The organism is Streptomyces sp. NPDC025833 (assembly GCF_055558055.1).
Genome location: NZ_JBVHNF010000016.1, coordinates 131,573 through 147,740 on the forward strand (window position 1 = coordinate 131,573; position 16,168 = coordinate 147,740).

The 16,168-nt window shown below is 71.3% G+C and carries 16 protein-coding genes and 1 tRNA gene; 10 read left to right on the forward strand and 7 right to left on the reverse strand.

Annotated features, from left to right (window positions below; genetic code table 11):
• Positions 1-82: 82 nt before the first annotated feature.
• The 4 genes from ACZ4K2_RS27545 (at position 83) to ACZ4K2_RS27560 (ending at position 3,609) form a co-directional block, all read left to right on the forward strand.
• A complete protein-coding gene (locus tag ACZ4K2_RS27545; protein WP_087774237.1) occupies positions 83-340 on the forward strand; it encodes a helix-turn-helix domain-containing protein in 258 nt (85 codons plus the stop codon).
• 44 nt (positions 341-384) lie between these two features.
• Positions 385-765 (forward strand): helix-turn-helix domain-containing protein, encoded by a 381-nt coding sequence (locus tag ACZ4K2_RS27550; RefSeq protein ID WP_360819454.1) that lies wholly within the window; start codon positions 385-387, stop codon positions 763-765.
• Positions 766-816: 51 nt separating this feature from the next.
• Entirely contained in the window at positions 817-2,322 is a 1,506-nt protein-coding gene (locus ACZ4K2_RS27555) for a LacI family DNA-binding transcriptional regulator (RefSeq protein ID WP_360819457.1), read from the forward strand.
• 609 nt (positions 2,323-2,931) lie between these two features.
• Entirely contained in the window at positions 2,932-3,609 is a 678-nt protein-coding gene (locus ACZ4K2_RS27560; protein WP_360819460.1) for a hypothetical protein, read from the forward strand.
• 143 nt (positions 3,610-3,752) lie between these two features.
• Here the strand turns inward: ACZ4K2_RS27560 and ACZ4K2_RS27565 are convergent.
• The 3 genes from ACZ4K2_RS27565 to ACZ4K2_RS27575 all read right to left on the reverse strand — a co-directional run bounded on the left by ACZ4K2_RS27565 (position 3,753) and on the right by ACZ4K2_RS27575 (position 5,651).
• Positions 3,753-3,826 (reverse strand) — tRNA-Pro (locus ACZ4K2_RS27565).
• A 65-nt stretch (positions 3,827-3,891) separates the two neighbouring features.
• Entirely contained in the window at positions 3,892-4,650 is a 759-nt protein-coding gene (locus tag ACZ4K2_RS27570) for a Pr6Pr family membrane protein (protein ID WP_467468028.1), read from the reverse strand.
• 74 nt (positions 4,651-4,724) lie between these two features.
• On the reverse strand, positions 4,725-5,651 hold the full coding sequence (locus tag ACZ4K2_RS27575; RefSeq protein WP_467468025.1) for a metallophosphoesterase: 927 nt from the start codon (positions 5,649-5,651) through the stop codon (positions 4,725-4,727).
• Positions 5,652-5,745: 94 nt separating this feature from the next.
• On the opposite strand from ACZ4K2_RS27575, the gene ACZ4K2_RS27580 reads away from it, so the two are divergent.
• Positions 5,746-6,213: a GatB/YqeY domain-containing protein gene (locus ACZ4K2_RS27580; protein WP_467468022.1), complete on the forward strand. Its 468-nt coding sequence runs from the start codon at positions 5,746-5,748 to the stop codon at positions 6,211-6,213.
• A gap of 317 nt (positions 6,214-6,530) precedes the next feature.
• On the opposite strand, the gene ACZ4K2_RS27585 is transcribed toward ACZ4K2_RS27580, so the two are convergent.
• Positions 6,531-8,882, reverse strand: coding sequence for a transglycosylase domain-containing protein (locus ACZ4K2_RS27585; protein ID WP_467468020.1), 2,352 nt, complete (start codon positions 8,880-8,882; stop codon positions 6,531-6,533).
• Positions 8,883-9,458: 576 nt separating this feature from the next.
• Here ACZ4K2_RS27585 and wblA point away from each other — a divergent pair.
• Positions 9,459-9,797: a transcriptional regulator WblA gene (wblA, locus tag ACZ4K2_RS27590; protein ID WP_063777071.1), complete on the forward strand. Its 339-nt coding sequence runs from the start codon at positions 9,459-9,461 to the stop codon at positions 9,795-9,797.
• Positions 9,798-10,237: 440 nt separating this feature from the next.
• On the opposite strand, the gene bagB is transcribed toward wblA, so the two are convergent.
• Both bagB and bagA read right to left on the reverse strand, forming a co-directional pair.
• Entirely contained in the window at positions 10,238-11,662 is a 1,425-nt protein-coding gene (gene bagB, locus ACZ4K2_RS27595; protein WP_467468017.1) for an ATPase BagB, read from the reverse strand.
• Positions 11,659-12,636 (reverse strand): ATPase BagA, encoded by a 978-nt coding sequence (bagA, locus tag ACZ4K2_RS27600; RefSeq protein WP_467468015.1) that lies wholly within the window; start codon positions 12,634-12,636, stop codon positions 11,659-11,661. Before bagA ends, bagB begins: the two co-directional genes overlap by 4 nt.
• Positions 12,637-12,742: 106 nt before the next feature.
• On the opposite strand from bagA, the gene ACZ4K2_RS27605 reads away from it, so the two are divergent.
• From ACZ4K2_RS27605 to ACZ4K2_RS27620, 4 genes are all read left to right on the forward strand, one after another.
• Positions 12,743-12,904, forward strand: coding sequence for a DUF4177 domain-containing protein (locus tag ACZ4K2_RS27605; protein ID WP_003975360.1), 162 nt, complete (start codon positions 12,743-12,745; stop codon positions 12,902-12,904).
• A complete protein-coding gene (locus tag ACZ4K2_RS27610) occupies positions 12,901-13,365 on the forward strand; it encodes a RidA family protein (RefSeq protein ID WP_467468014.1) in 465 nt (154 codons plus the stop codon). The genes ACZ4K2_RS27605 and ACZ4K2_RS27610 overlap by 4 nt, the downstream gene beginning before the upstream one ends.
• Before the next feature lie 66 nt (positions 13,366-13,431).
• Positions 13,432-14,370 carry an NUDIX hydrolase gene (locus tag ACZ4K2_RS27615; protein WP_467468013.1) on the forward strand — a complete coding sequence of 313 codons (939 nt, stop codon included), beginning with the start codon at positions 13,432-13,434 and terminating at the stop codon, positions 14,368-14,370.
• Positions 14,367-15,197: an MBL fold metallo-hydrolase gene (locus ACZ4K2_RS27620; protein WP_467468011.1), complete on the forward strand. Its 831-nt coding sequence runs from the start codon at positions 14,367-14,369 to the stop codon at positions 15,195-15,197. The genes ACZ4K2_RS27615 and ACZ4K2_RS27620 overlap by 4 nt, the downstream gene beginning before the upstream one ends.
• A 54-nt stretch (positions 15,198-15,251) precedes the next feature.
• Here ACZ4K2_RS27620 and ACZ4K2_RS27625 read toward each other — a convergent pair whose 3' ends face one another.
• Entirely contained in the window at positions 15,252-16,073 is an 822-nt protein-coding gene (locus ACZ4K2_RS27625; RefSeq protein WP_467468009.1) for a nucleotidyltransferase domain-containing protein, read from the reverse strand.
• Between the last annotated feature and the right edge of the window lie 95 nt (positions 16,074-16,168).

Genomic DNA, 16,168 nt, shown 5'->3' on the forward strand with positions numbered 1-16,168 from the left:
TCGCTCACCGATTGAGCGCGGCGCAACATAGCCGACGATCGCCGGTTAACCAAACCGGCGAATGCACGCTACAACTGGAGCCATGGCAGCACGATCTCTGGAAATAGGACCCGCAGGAATGCTGGCGGCTCGCACCATCGAAATCCTCCGCACGGAACGCGGCCTTGGGCAGCGCCAACTCGCCGCGCGATGTACCGCTTTGGGCCGTCCTATGTCCAACACGATGCTGTCCCGCATCGAACTCGCCAAGCGGCGATGCGATATCGACGACCTCGTCGCCATCGCCGAAGCCCTGCAGGTATCGCCCCTCGCCCTCCTCCAGGGCCCGGGCGCCACCTGAGCCGCCCACGCATCCCCCCGCCCTCGCGACCAGGAGCCGCCCCCTTGCACCGACCCACGCCCGCGCCCGTCCCCCGCAGGCCGTCCGACGCCCCTCCACCCCGCCTCTACCGCCCCGAGGAGATCGCCGTCACCCTCGGCTGCTCGGCCTGGTGGGTCAAGGACCGCGCGCGACGGCGCCTGATCCCACACACCCGGGTCGGCCGCGCCTACCGCTTCACCGCCGAGCACCTCGCCGAGATCATCCGCCTCTACGAGGAGCGGCCGGCACAGCCTGCGCAGACAGCCGCCCGGGCGACCGAGCCGCTCTCCGAGCCCGGTACGCAGACCGACTCCGCGCAACGTCGCCGCCCCGCCGTGGCGCCGGCGACTCGCCTGCGGGCCCGCCCGCCGCGTCGACAGCAGCAGTACAGCACTGTCGCGTGACCCGATCGCATCTGCAGTAGCCGAGGACAAGGAAGAGAGGGACAGCGGGACTTGGGTTTCGCGGAGAAGCGAGGAAACTACTGGCGCGGCCGGTACAAGGTCGCGCCCGGCAAGCACAACACGGTCGTCGGCGAGAACGGCAAGGCGATCAGGTTCGCCACCAAGGGCGAGGCCCAACGGGCAGCGGCCGAGGCCGAGAACAAGTACCGTCGCGGCGACTGGCGCGACCCGGCCCTCGGCCAGGAGACCTTCGGCGAGTACGCGAACCGTTGGTACGAGGCCCAGGACCTGGCCGCCTCCACCATGCAGAACTACAAGCGTCACATCGAGGAGCACCTGCTCCCCGAGTTCGAGGACAAGGCGCTCGCCGGCATCCTGCGCACGGACGTCGACCTGTGGGAGAAGAAGGAGAAGGCCCTCTACGCGGCCTCCAGCGTCAAGACCTGGCGCTCGACGCTCCACCTGATCTTCGAGGACGCGATCGACGAGGGCCTGATCACGTCCAACCCGGCCGCTCGGCGGCGCGGACGCGGCAAACGCGCCGGCCGCTCCCGAGACCGTGGTCCGGAGAAGGTGGTCACCGACGCGCTCGGCATCCTGCTGACCGCAGAGCGCGCCGCCCTGCTCTCCGGCCGTGATGACGAGTTCGTCGCCGTGGTCCTCAAGGGGTACACCGGCATGCGCTGGGGCGAGATCGTGGGCCTGGAGACCGCGTTCGTCCGCCCTGGAGCCGTCCGGGTCGAGTGGCAGCTGTACGAGCTCGACACGGGGGAGCTGGTGCGCTGCCCGCCGAAGGACGACAGCTACCGCACCATCGACTCGATGGACTGGCTGTCCGCGCTGGTCGCCAACCACATCGCCCGCACGAAGCCCAAGCCGTGCCCCTGCCACGGCAAGACCTACGTCTTCCGAGGACAGGGCGCGGCCCGTACCGGGGGCCACCAGGGCGCGAAGCTCATCGACGTCGCCCGCCGTGCCGGCGTCTCGACCGGCACGGTGTCCAACGTCCTCAACCACCCAGAACGCGTCACCGAGGCCACGCGAGAGAAGGTCGAGCAGGCCATCGCGGACCTCGGATTCGTGCGGGGCGGAGTCGTGCCGGAGCATGCCGCCCACTGGCGCAGGAACGGTTTCGCGACCTGGTTGTTCACGCCGGCGGTCTCTGGCTGGTACCCGAAGAAGGCGCCACAGGAGCCACGGCCGGTGCCCTTGCTCGGCGAACCGTGGCCCGGCGTCCCCGCCCGGGGACGGGGTGCCAGCGATCGGGCTGACGCCTGCTGGCTCCCGATAGCCAAGGGGCTCACGCCCCACGGCCTTCGCCACACCCACCGGACGATGATGGAGGACTTGGGAACCGAGAAGGTGCTCATGGACGAACGCATGGGCCACATCGACGGCTCGGTCTCGGCACGCTACGCCCATGTCACCCCAGGTATGCGCAAGCGCCTCATGCTCGGTCTCACCGAGCAGTGGGAGATGGCACTCGACGCTCGGCTCGCGAGGCGCCCGACGTCACCGGTGCGTGTGCTGGATGATCTACTGCGCGCACGCTGGTAGGAAACGAGGGCTCGTCGCTCGGGACTCCCAATCGCCCCGAGCGATGAGAATCAGGGAGTGCTCCGCAAGCGGAGCACTCCCTGACCGGCTTTCAGCGCAACCAGTTCGTTGCTCCCATGGCAACGGCCGTCATCGTGCTCCCGAGTGCCAGCAACTTGATCGGTGCGCGATCAAGAGTCACGTGCAAGGGGCCGCAACGAAGCTCGAAGGCCGGCGTGCGTGAGGGCGGTTCTGACTGGTAAGCCGCTTGAGCGTCAGGAACCACGTGAGAGTTGAGGTGCTTGGCCATGGCCTCTCCGATTCTTCGGGCCTACGGCGAATAGCGACCGTAAGCAAGTGGGTTGCCCGGTGACTCGAGCGCGCCCACCTTCGGGCAACTGCTACTTAGCACCGCAAGTCAATCCGCCCGCTTTCCGGCCTTGGTGTCAAGGCTGGTCACCTCCTCTAGGCCAGGTCATGCAGGCGTGACCTGGAGTTTTGCTCCCCTCTCTGTGGCTTCGAGGCGAGTAGCCGAGCACATCAAACCTTTGAAGCCCGCTCTGCGACAGGCCCGTTGCGACAATCATGGTTGTCCTCACCAGGCACGTTGCGACAACTACGGTTGTCTCCATGCGTTCAGTGAGCGATGACGAGTTCTGGTTCGATTCAGATGCCATGGCGGATCCGTGGCGTCCGCCTCATGCTGCCGAAGCAGCCTGGATGCAGGACCAGTTGAGGGAGCTTGCCCGCAAGATCGCGGGTCGGATCTCGGCGCGTGGTCAGGAATGCCTGTTCAACGGACACGAACCCTCCGCTACGGCAGAGCTGTTCGCAGACTGGCAGCTCGCCTACCTGCATGCCCTGCGGCGGGTGCATGAAGCCGCTGAGGTGCTTGCCGCAGAGGCTGCGCTGATGGGCGGGGGAATGGGCGCTACCTATGGCCATCTGGGATCTGCCTGGGGGATCTCCAAGCAGGCAGCGCGTAAGAAGTGGCCCGGCGCGGTCGACGACGGCTCGGGGCAACCAGAGAAGATCACGGTGGAAAGGTACGGCGGAGTTGCCGAGGTCACATACCTTCCAGACCGATGTGCTTGGGGCTGGACTGCTCACGGCAACGATGGAACACACCGGGAGGCGGAGGAGGCGTACACCGTCCGGTGGATAGCCATGAGTGCGGCGGAGGACTTCCTTCGTGATCACGCCGTGCCTTGGGGAGGTGCCGATGTGCCGCGCGCGCTTGGCGATCCGAAGGATTGTTGGTGCTGGGATGACGACGCCTGGGCGCAGGAGCCGAGCAGCGACACGTGACGGCGGTTCCCTCGGTGGAGCTGTGCAGGGGGCTGATCCCTATTTTCGGGTCCGGCTCCCAAATGGCTCCCAAGGGTGCCCCAGAAACCCAGAAGGGACCCGACCCGCTAAGCGGATCAGGCCCCTGACCTGGTACTACGGCGTCGGGGTGGCGGGATTTGAACCCACGACCTCTTCGTCCCGAACGAAGCGCGCTGCCAAGCTGCGCTACACCCCGGTGTCGCTGCTCTCGCGGCGACGTCGTTTACTTTAGCCCACCGGTGGCCGTAGGCGAAATCCGATTCAGACGCGGTCGCGGATGGGGGTCGGGCGGGTGTGGTCCAGGGCCACCAGGAGGACGGCCAGGGCATATATCGCCAGGCCCAGCAGGAGGGCGTTCGCCAGGGTGCTCCGGTAGCCGTGGGCCGCCACGTCCAGGAAGGGATAGAGGTAGCGGGAGGGGTCCGTGGCCGGGAGGAAGGCGGCGCGGACGAGGGTGAAGGCCAGGTAGGCCAGGGGGTAGAGCAGCCAGGCCGCGGTCTGGCGGAGGTGCAGGCGGGGCGCCGGGGTGAGCAGGAGCCAGTTCGCCACCGCCGCCGTCGGGACCAGGACGTGCAGCACCTGGAGGGCCGTCCACTGGGCGTGCCAGCGCCCCGGGACCCCCGTCGCGCCGGTCATGGTGAACGGGGGAGTCGTGTGGTCCAGGAGCAGGTGGTAGGCGAGCGCTCCCACCACGACGTAGAGGAGGGCGGCGCCCGTCAGGGAGGACGGAACGGGGCGGCGGCCGCGCCACGTCCTCGACGCCGACAGCAGCATGACCAGGGTGAGCAGGATGCCCGCCTGGACACTGAAGTGGCTCAGGACGCGGGCCGGAGGGCCGAGCAGGAGCTCCAGCGCGACGCCGCCCGCCGCCGCGACGGCGGTCAGGAGGCGGAACACCGCGATCGCGGGCCGGCGGACCGGGGCCACCACCGCCGAGGCCGGCACCGGTGCGGGCAGCAGTACGGGCGGTCCCGGGACCGCGGGCAGGTCCGGGATGTCCCGGGGTATCGGGGCGGTCATGCCCTCACGCTAGGAGCGGGCACCCGGGCGGGCCATGCGGACTGGGCCGGGCGAGTGACGCCCGGCCCGCGTGCCTACTGCCGGCCCACCAGCGTCAGCAGCGTGACCTCCGGGGGGCACGCGAAGCGGACCGGGGTGTAGCGGTTGGTGCCGCAGCCCGCCGAGACGTGCAGGTAGGACGTACGGCCCTCCGCCGTGTGCGTGGACAGGCCCTTCACCCGGTCGGCGTCCAGGTCGCAGTTGGTGACCAGGGCGCCGTAGAACGGGACGCAGAGCTGGCCGCCGTGGGTGTGACCGGCGAGGACCAGCGGGTAGTCGTCCGCCGTGAACGCGTCGAGAACGCGCAGGTAGGGGGCGTGCACCACGCCCATGGCGAAGTCGTACGCGTCCGACGGGCCCCCGGCCACCCGTGCGTAGCGGTCCCGCTTGATGTGCGGGTCGTCCAGACCGGTCAGCTCGATCGACACGCCCTCGATCTTGAGGACGCCCCGCGTGTTGGTCAGGTTCTGCCAGCCCGCCGCGTCGAAGCCGTCCCGCAGGTCCTCCCACGGGTTGTGGACCACGCCCACCGCCGGGGCGTTGCCGTTCAGGCCGTGGCGCCCGCTCGTCTTCTCCAGCAGGTAGCGGGCGGGGTTGCGGAGCTTGGGGCCGTAGTAGTCGTTGGACCCGAAGACGTACGCGCCGGGGAACTCCATGAGCGGGCCCAGGGCGTCCAGGACGTCCGGGATGGCCTCGGTGTCCGACAGGTTGTCGCCGGTGTTGATTACGAAGTCGGGGCGCAGCCCGGCCAGCGACTGGAGCCAGCGCTGCTTCTTGCGCTGGCCGCTCACCATGTGGATGTCGGAGACCTGCAGCACGCGCAGCGGGCGCATGCCCGGCGGCAGGACGGGGACGGTGACCCGTCGGAGGCGGAACGAGCGGGCCTCGAAGCCCGCCGAGTACACGAGGCCGGCGGCTCCGGCCGCCAAGATCCCCAGGGGAATTCCGTATCGCGCGCGCATGTGCCCATGGTCTCAGACCGGTTGACCGCGGCGAGACCGGCCGCCGGGTTAATCCGCGGGCGTGGCGGGCCGTGCACCTGCGACAATCGGGCCCATGACCACCACGCTCAAGTCGAAGCTGCAGGACGACCTCAACGCCGCGATCAAGGGGCGCGACGAGCTCCGCTCCTCGACGCTCCGGCTGACCCTCGCCGCGATCACCAAGGAGGAGGTCGCGGGCAAGGAGAAGCGGGAGCTGTCCGACGACGAGGTCCTCAAGGTGATCACCCGCGAGGCGAAGAAGCGCCGTGAGGCGGCCGACGCCTTCGCGCAGGGTGGCCGTTCCGAGCAGGCCGAGCGGGAGAAGGCGGAGGGCGAAGTGCTCGCCGACTACCTGCCCAGGCAACTGTCCGACGAGGAGCTGAACGCGATCGTCGCGCAGGCCGTCGAGGAGGCGAAGGCGGCCGGTGCGGAGGGTCCGCGGGCCATGGGCGCCGTCATGAAGATCGTGAACCCGAAGGTGGCCGGCCAGGCCGAGGGCGGCCGGGTCGCCGCCGTGGTGAAGAGGCTGCTCCAGGGCTGAGCGCCCGCCGCCCGAGCTCCAGGGCGGTTGCCGTCCCGCCGGCTGCGTGGGTCAGGGCTGAGCGCCGGCCGCCCCCGCCCCGCCCTCGCGCTCCCGGTGCGTCCGGCTGAGCGTCGGAGGCCCCGGCAGGGCCGAGCCCCCGCCTAGGCATACCCCGCCTCGGGGACGCCCCACCTCAGGGATGCCCCCTCAGGGATGCGCGCCGCCCCCGCCAAGGGCCGCGCCCCGCGTCCAGGCACCCCTCCCCGCACCCACGAACGACGGCGGGGCCGCACCCGGATCTCCGGGTGCGGCCCCGCCGTCGTGCCGTACGGGCGTCAGTGCCTGCGGCCCCCGTTGCCGTTCCCGTTGTTGCCGCCGTTGCCCTGGCCCTGGAGGAAGTTTCCCGGGACCGAGAAGGTGGGCGTCGGGAGCGTGCCGCCGAGGGCGCCGGCGGTCGTGCCGCCGGTGGTGCCGCCGTCAGTGGCGCCCCCGTTCGTCAGCCCGCCGATCAGTCCCCCGATGACCTGCCCCGTCGTGTCCCCATCGTCACCGTTGTCGCCGTTGTTCCCGCGGTGCTCTCCGCTGTCCCCTTTTCCCTGATCGTCCTCCGCGTCGGGGATGTCGATCAGGTTGAAGTCGGGGGCGGGCTTGCCCTCCAGCGCGCCGCTCATCATGTCGCGCCAGATCGGGCCCGGGACCTGGCCGCCGTAGACCTTGTCGTGCGGGACGCCGCCGATGGTGATGTCGGTCATCTTGCGCTTGTGCTGCGGGTCGCCGACCCAGACCGCGCCCGCCATGTTCGGGGTGTAGCCGACGAACCAGGCCGCGAAGCGCTCGTCCGTCGTACCGGTCTTGCCCGCGCTCGGGCGGCTGCCGAGACCGGCCTCCTGGCCCGTGCCGTCCTCGACCACGCCCTTGAGCAGGGTGCTGACCGTGTCCGCGGTCTTCTCCGACATCGCCCGCGAGCAGGTCGACTTCGGCACCGCCAGGGACTTCTGCTGGCTGCCGACCTTCTTGGTGACCGACTCGATGGCGATCGGCGTGCAGTACGTGCCGCGCGAGGCGAAGGCGGCGTACGCGCTCGCCATCGTCAGCGGGGACATCTCCTGGGTGCCGAGGGCGATGCTGGGGGCCTGCCGCAGCTGCCGGCCGTCCGCGCGCTGCACGCCCATCTTCTTGGCCATGTCGACCACCGGGCAGATGCCGATGTCGCTGATCAGCTGCACGTAGTAGGTGTTGACCGACTTGGCGGTCGCCTCCTTCATGCCGTACGGGCCGTGCTCCTCCTCGTTCTCGTTGGTCAGCTTGGTGGGCTTGTTCTGGTCGTCGCGCCACGTCTGGCCGTCACACGCGGACACCGGGCTCGGGTAGTTCATCTCGTACGGCGACGAGTACTCCTGCGTCGGCTGCTTCCCGCCCTCGATGGCCGCCGCGGCGACGATCGGCTTGAACGTCGAACCGGGCTGGTAGCCGAGGCCGCCGCCCATGTTGTGGTTGACGGACAGGTTGATCGTCGTCTCGTCGTTCCTGGTGTTCACGCCGTACGGGCGGGACTGGCCCATCGCGAGGATCTTGCCGGTGCCGGGCTCCACGACGGTCGCGGCGGTCGCCACGGCGTCGCTCTTGTAGACGTGGTCCTTGATGGAGTCCTGCGCGGACTCCTGCGCCTGCGGGTCGAGCGTCGTGCGGATGGTCAGGCCGCCCCGGTTCCAGAGCTTGGCCCGCTTCTCCTTCGTCTTGCCGAAGGCCGGGTCGGTGAGGACGATCTGGCGGACGTAGTCGCAGAAGAAGCCGGCGCCCTTCGCCGCGGTGATGCAGCCGTTCTTGGGACGGCTGGTGTGCAGGCCGAGCGGCTTCCCCTTCGCCTGCTCCGCCTCCTTCGGCGAGATGTCGCCGAGCTCCGCCATGCGCTGGATGACGGTGTTGCGCCGCTTGGTGGCCTCCGCCTCGTCGTTGACGGGGTCGTAGCGGCTCGGGGACTGCACGATGCCGGCCAGCAGCGCCGACTCCTGGAGGTTCAGGTCCTTGGCGTGCTTGGAGAAGTAGCGCTGGGAGGCGGCCTCGACGCCGTACGCCTGCTCACCGAAGAAGGTGATGTTCAGGTAGTTCTCGAGGATCTTCTTCTTGCCGAGCTTGTCCTCGATCTGGATCGCGTACTTCAGCTCGCGCACCTTGCGGCCCAGGGTCTGCTGGGTGGCCTCGGCGACCTTGGTCGGGTCGTCGCCGGCCTCCTCGATGAAGTAGTTCTTCACGAGCTGCTGGGTGAGCGTGGAGGCGCCCTGGGCGACCCCGCCCTCCCGCGCGTTCTTGTTCAGCGCGCGCAGCACGCCCTTGAGGTCGATCGCGCCGTGCTTGTAGAAGCGCGAGTCCTCGATCGCGACGATCGCCTTCTGCATGTACGGCGAGATGTCCTTGAGGTCGACCACCGTACGGTCGCGGGAGTAGACGGTCGCGATCTGGCCGCCCTGGCTGTCCAGGATCGTGGTGCGCTGGCTGAGCTGGGGACTCTTCAGGTTGGCCGGGATGTCGTCGAAACCCTTGACCGAACCCTTGGCCGCGAGGCCCAGAGCGCCGGCCGCGGGCAGCGCGATGCCCGCGGCGACGGCTCCGGCGAGCACACTGACACCGAGGAACTTGGCGGCCTGCTGCATGGGCGAGAGGCCACCGCCCGAGCGCTTCTTTGGCATGGGGGCCAGCCTAATCCGTACTGTTGAGCGTTCGGAGGGAGCGACTGCCTCTCGGGATGTTCCGGGTGCCGGATCGTGACGTACGGCCGGGGTGCGCCGGTCGGCCCGGGGCGCGCCGGGCCGCCGCGCCGGTCCGCGTCCCCGCGCGGCGGGACGCCTAGGTTGCCATTCGCCGGACAGGCGCACAGGCGTTGGCCTAAGCTGCTCTCAACTGTCACAGCGGTGCGGTCATGTGCCCATACGTCCGGCGTCCCCGAAGCGCTCCGGACGCAGCCCGGAAGTACCAGGGAACACGGCCGTTCTTCGAGGGTGATGGGCCCGGAACCGCCGCGTGTGCCGCCTGGCGCCCGCTGTGACGTGCCGAGACCGTCCCGGTATGCCGGGATCGTCGCTGATGTCGCCAGCTCACTCCCGCGGGTGATCTGCCGCTTACCCATAGTCCGTTCGGGCCATTCAAGATTGGGCCCGACGGGGGTGTTGCGCTGTCCCCACCTTCCGTAACGTCCTCAACTGGCGGCGGTGAATATGCCGCTGCCGCCGTGGGGGAGCCTCGATTCGGGAGAGGACGGCGCCGGTATGGGCTGGGTAACCGACTGGAGTGCGCAGGCTGCCTGCCGCACTACCGATCCGGATGAACTGTTCGTTCAGGGAGCAGCGCAGAACAGAGCCAAGGCGGTGTGCACCGGATGCCCGGTGCGCACCGAGTGCCTGGCGGACGCGCTGGACAACCGCGTCGAGTTCGGCGTGTGGGGAGGCATGACGGAGCGGGAGCGCCGCGCACTGCTGCGCAGGCGGCCCACCGTGACCTCGTGGCGCAGATTGCTGGAAACCGCCCGCTCGGAGTACGAGCGGGGCACCGGGATCGTGCCCCTCGACAACGACGAGGTGTACGAGAACTACGCGGCCGTGAGCTGAGGGCGTCCCCCCGCACGCCCTTTCGCACCGCTCCGCTCCGGAACGCTCGTCGGCGTGTGCCTGGCACCGGTGACTGAGTGCTGGTGACGGGGGCGGGTTACGGGGGCGGGCGACCGTGCCCGTGTGTCCGTGCTCGTGTCCGTGTCCGTGCCCGGGCTCGCGCCGCGCACTCCGGCCGGCTGCGCCGGTGTGAGCCGTGCGGAGCTGCGTGCGCAGGGGTGCGCGGAGGGGGGAGCGAACGCGTGTGCAAGCGTGTCGTCCCGCGTGCGCGGGGGCGTTCGCGTGCGGTCCTCGTGACCGCGTACGCCGTGTGCACCGTGTACGTCGTGTGCACCGCGTACGCCGTGTGAGCCCGGAGGCGCGCCTTGCGTGCGCCGGGCGCGCCTGGTTCACGCCGTCGGCAGGCGTTCCGCGCGTGCCCAGGCGTGCCTGGCGGGCGTCTATATGTGCTCCGGACGTTCCGGATGTTCCGGACGCTCCACGTGCTCGGTGTGCCCGGTCTGCTCGGTGTGTTCCCGGTGCTGTGGCCGCTCGGCCGCCAGCAGGTCACCGATGTCGCGCAGGCCCACGAGGTCGTGCACGTCGCCGGGGAGCGCGGGTACCTCGACGACCGCCACCTCGGGGTGGCGGGCGGTGAAGCGGTCGCGCGTGCGCTGCTCCCGAGAGAGCAGTCGCATGCGCTCGGCGTGCAGCCTCAGCAGGCCCGAGGTGAGCTGTTCGACGGACCGCTCCGTGTCGGCGGGGGAGCCTTCCTCGGGAGCGCCGGCTGCGGCGTCGGGCGCGGAAGATGGTGAACTGCCTTGCGGGTCGGGAGAGTTACGAGAACTTTCTTCCCCGTCCGCCTGATCCACAATGCGGCGGTCCTCAAGATTTTCCGCGGCGGCCAGCGCCCGCTCGGCCGACAGCCGGCCAGCCCCGCTGCCGTGCACCCGGTTCAGCACCAGACCGGCCATCGGCATCTTCTCCGCGGCCAGCCGCTGCACGAAGTACGCCGCCTCGCGCAGCGCGTCCCGCTCCGGGGCCGCCACCACCAGGAACGCGGTGCCGGGCGCCTGGAGCAGTTTGTACGTGGCGTCGGCGCGGGTGCGGAAACCCCCGAAGGTCGTGTCCATCGCGGCCACGAACGTCTGGACGTCCTTCAGGAGCTGACCGCCCAGCAGCTTGCCGAGCGTGCCGGTCATCATCGACATGCCGACGTTGAGGAAGGCCATCCCCGCCCGGCCGCCGAGCTTCGCCGGCGCGGTCAGCAGGCGGATGAGCCGGCCGTCGAGGAAGGAGCCGAGCCGCTTGGGCGCGTCGAGGAAGTCCAGCGCCGAGCGGGACGGCGGGGTGTCGACGACGATCAGGTCCCACTCGTCCTTCGCCCGGAGCTGGCCCAGCTTCTCCATGGCCATGTACTCCTGCGTGCCCGCGAAGCCCGCCGAGAGCGACTGGTAGAAGGGGTTCGCCAGGATCGCGGCGGCCCGCTCGGGGTCCGCGTGCGCCTCCACGACCTCGTCGAAGGTGCGCTTCATGTCGAGCATCATGGCGTGCAGCTCGCCGCCGCCCTCCGTACCCTTCACCCTGCGCGGCACGTTGTCGAGGGAGTCGATGCCCATCGACTGGGCCAGCCGCTTGGCCGGGTCGATGGTCAGGACGACCACCTTGCGGCCCCGCTCGGCCGCCCTGAGCCCGAGGGCCGCCGCGGTCGTCGTCTTGCCGACCCCGCCCGCGCCGCAGCACACCACGATCCGTGTCTTCGGGTCGTCCAGCAGCGGATCGACGTCGAGCGCGCGCACCGGGGACAGCCGCCGGGCGGCCTCCTGCGCTTCGGTCGTCGTACGCCCCTCGGGGGCCTGGCGCGCCTCCGCCCGGTCCGGACTCATGACAACCCCTGCTTCCGCAGCTCGGTGGCGAGTTCGTACAGGCCCGCGAGGTCCATGCCCTCGGCGAGCAGCGGCAGTTCGTGCAGCGGCAGGTCCAGCTCGCCGAGGACCGCGCGCTGCTCCTGCTCCAGCGCGTACCGCTCGGCGTACTCCCCGGCCAGCTCCAGCAGCGGGTCCACCAGTCTCTCGGCGTTCCCGCCCCGCCGGGCCCCGCCCAGCCCGGCCGCCGAGAGCGCCCCCGCGACCGAGGAACGCTTCACGGTCCGTACGAGTTCCAGATCGGCGGCGTCCAACACCTCGGGCCGGACCATGTTCACGATGACCCGGCCCACCGGCAGCCGGGCCGCGCGGAGCTCGGCGATCCCGTCGGCGGTCTCCTGGACCGGCATCTCCTCCAGCATGGCCACCATGTGCACGGCCGTCTCCGGTGATTTCAGCACCCGCATGACGGCCTGCGCCTGATTGTGTATGGGTCCGATCTTCGCGAGGCCCGCCACCTCGTCGTTGACGTTCAGGAAGCGGGTGATGCGGCCGGTCGGCGGGGCGTCCATGACGACGTAGTCGTACACGAACCGGCCGGACCGGTCCTTGCGGCGCACGGCCTCGCACGCCTTGCCGGTCAGCAGGACGTCCCGCAGACCGGGCGCGATGGTGGTGGCGAAGTCGATGGCGCCGAGTCTCTTCAGGGCGCGGCCCGCGCCGCCTAGCTTGTAGAACATCTGGAGGTAGTCCAGAAGGGCCAGTTCGGGATCGATGGCCAGGGCGTGCACCTCGCCTCCGCCCGGAGCCACCGCGATCTTGCGCTCCTCGTACGGAAGCGCTTCCGTCTCGAAGAGCTGCGCGATGCCCTGCCGGCCCTCGACCTCCACGAGAAGCGTCCGCTTCCCCTCGGTCGCGAGGGCCAGCGCGATGGCGGCGGCGACCGTCGTCTTTCCGGTCCCGCCCTTGCCGCTGACGACCTGGAGCCTGCTCACGTCTTCGAGCCTAACCAGTCCGGGCGACATGCACGCGGGAGGCTGTGGACAACGGGGGCACGGTGGGCCGCTCCGACCCTCCTGTCACAGCGGCTACAGTCGGCCCATGACCAAGTGGGAATACGCAACCGTGCCGCTGCTCGTCCATGCCACGAAGCAGATTCTGGACACCTGGGGCGAGGACGGCTGGGAGCTCGTCCAGGTCGTGCCCGGGCCGAACAACCCGGAGCAGCTCGTCGCCTACCTGAAGCGGGAGAAGCAGGCATGAGCGCGGTCGAGGCGAAGCTCGCGGAACTGGGCCTGACGCTGCCGGAGGTCGTGCCGCCGCTGGCCGCGTACCAGCCCGCCGTGCGTACCGGCGTGTACGTCCACACCTCCGGCCAGCTGCCGATGGTGGAGGGCAGGCTGCCGATCACCGGCAAGGTGGGCGCCGAGGTCACGCCGGAGGAGGCCAAGGAGCTGGCCCGCACCTGCGCGCTGAACGCGCTCGCCGCGGTGAAGTCCGTCGCCGGTGACCTGGACCGCATCGCGCGCGTGGTGAAGGTCGTCGGCTTCGTCGCCTCGGCGGCCGACTTCACCGGTCAGCCCGGTGTCGTCAACGGCGCCAGCGAACTGCTCGGCGAGGTCCTCGGCGACAAGGGCGTGCACGCCCGCAGCGCGGTCGGCGTCGCGGTGCTCCCGCTGGACGCGCCGGTCGAGGTCGAGATCCAGGTGGAACTCGACCGCTAGGGCGGGCGGCCCCGCCGGCCCCGGGCACCTCTCGAACATTCGCCCGGTACGGGATAGCCTCCGGCCATGGCGAACGGTCAGTGGTACCCCCCGGAGTGGCCGGACCGCATCCGCGCGCTCGCGGACGGCACGCTCACCCCGGTGACCCCCCGGCGCGCGGCCACGGTGCTGCTCCTGAAGGACACCCCGGACGGCCCCGCCGTCCACATGCTGCGCAGACGCGCCTCCATGGCCTTCGCCGGGGGCGCGTACGCGTATCCCGGGGGCGGTGTCGACCCGCGCGACGACGACCGGCGGATCCGCTGGGCGGGCCCCCCGCGCGCGTGGTGGGCCGAGCGGCTCGGCGTCGACGGGGCGGGCGCCCAGGCGATCGTCTGCGCGGCCGTGCGGGAGACGTACGAGGAGGCCGGCGTGCTGCTCGCCGGTCCCGGCCCCGACTCGGTGGTCGGTGACACCACCGGCGCGGACTGGGAGGCCGACCGGGCCGCCCTGGTCGCGCGGGAGCTGTCCTTCGCCGAGTTCCTCGACCGGCGCGGCCTGGTGCTGCGCTCGGACCTGCTGGGTGCCTGGACCCGGTGGATCACCCCGGAGTTCGAGTCCCGCCGCTACGACACCTGGTTCTTCGTGGCCGCCCTGCCCGAGGGGCAGCGCACCAGGAACGCCTCCACGGAGGCCGACCGCACGGTGTGGATCCGTCCCGAGGAGGCCGCCGCCGGGTACGACCGGGGCGAGCTGCTGATGATGCCGCCCACCATCGCCACCCTGCGCCAGCTGCTCCCGTACGGCACCGCCGCCGAGGCGCTGGCCGCGGCCCCCGCGCGCGACCTGACGCCGGTGCTGGCGCGCGCCCGCCTCCGGGACGGCGAGCTGGTGCTGTCCTGGCCCGGGCACGACGAGTTCACCAAGCACGTCCCGACGGCGGTGGCGGCGACGGCCGCCGGGCCGGGCGGGCAGCCGGGCGAAGCGGCCCCCGCGTCGCCGGCCGCGGGGGGAGGTCCCGCATGACCGACGCCAACGTCCTGCCGGGCCAGCCGCGGGGCGGGGTCCTCTCGGGCCCGGCCACCGAGCGGACGGTCAACGTCCTCGCGCCGAACGCCTCCGCGATGACCCTGGACGGCACCAACACCTGGATCGTCGCCGAGCCCGGCTCCGACCTCGCCGTGGTGATCGACCCGGGCCCGCTGGACGACGACCACCTGCGCAACGTCGTGGACACGGCCGAGAAGGCCGGCCGGCGCATCGCCCTGACCCTGCTGACCCACGGGCACCCCGACCACGCGGAGGGCGCGGCCCGCTTCGCCGAGCTGACCGCCACGCGCGTGCGTGCCCTCGATCCGGCCCTGCGGCTCGGGGACGAGGGCCTGGCCGCGGGCGACGTGATCACCGTCGGCGGCCTGGAGCTGCGGGTCGTACCGACCCCCGGGCACACCGCGGACTCGCTCTCCTTCCACCTGCCGGCCGACCGGGCGGTGCTGACCGGCGACACCGTCCTCGGACGCGGTACGACGGTCGTGGCGCACCCCGACGGCCGGCTCGGGGACTACCTGGACTCCTTGCGGCGGCTGAGGTCCCTGACGGTGGACGACGGCGTGCACACCGTCCTGCCGGGGCACGGGCCGGTGCTGGAGGACGCCCAGGGCGCCGTGGAGTTCTACCTGGCCCACCGTGCGCACCGGCTCGCCCAGGTGGAGACGGCGGTCGAGGACGGCCACCGCTCCCCGGCCGAGATCGTCGCCCACGTCTACGCCGACGTGGACCGCTCGCTGTGGCCGGCGGCCGAACTCTCGGTCCGCGCCCAGCTTGACTACCTCGGCGAGCACGGGCTGATCTAGGGCCTCCCGGCCGGAGCGCCGCAGCGGGCGGCGACCCGATGCCGCGCCGAGCCCCTAGTCCGGCCGGGGTGCCTTGACGCCGTGCACGCGCGCGTACTCCCCGGCGAGCCAGGGACCGAGGTCGTCCAGGTACGACCGCAGCACCTCCGGGTCACCGACGGGCTCACGGCCGTGGCGGGCCGCCGCGCGCAACTGGGCGGCCCGGCCGGCGTAGTACCCGGCGAACGCCTCGGCCATCTCCCCGAGGTCGCTGGTCCAGCCCTGCCAGCGGGGCATGACCAGGGTGAAGCCGGTGCGGACCAGGTGCCGGGACATGTGGCGCACGAGCGGCCTGCGGGCCTCCTCGGTGTCCGGGCCCGCCTCGATCCGCTCCCGCCAGCGCGGCAGCAACCGGGCCAGATCGCCGTTGGTCTCGCGGGCGAGCAGCGGTCCGGGGCGGTAGCGGGGCAGGTGTCCCGCGAGGTCCTCGCCGAGCAGCGGGGTGCACAGGCAGGCGACGAACCAGCCGAGGTCGTACCGCTCCCGGTCGCTCAGCAGCCGCTCCCGGCCGTACAGCAGGGTGCCGACGCCGTCGAGCTGCGCGAACTCCGCGTCGACCCGCCGCCCGAGGGCCCGTAGCGCGTCCCGGTCGCGGTCGCCGGGCTCGTCGCGCAGGCACACCAGGAGGTCCAGGTCGCTGCGCCCCACGCGCGCGGTGCCGCGCGGTACCGATCCGTAGAGGTAGGCGCTGTGCAGGCGGGGCCCGAAGACGTCCGGGAGGCGGGCGCGGACGGTGTCCACGACCGGGCGGAACGCGGCCTGCACGCGCGCGAGGGAGCCTTCGCGCGCGATGAAGCCCCGGGCGTCGAGTCCGGGACGGCGGACGGTGTCGGGCATGCGCCCACTGTGCCGCGCGAGCCCGGCCCGGGCAGCCGGTTTCCCGGGGCGCCCGGCGGGACGGCCCGGTCCGTCAGGTGTCGCGGGCGCCGGCC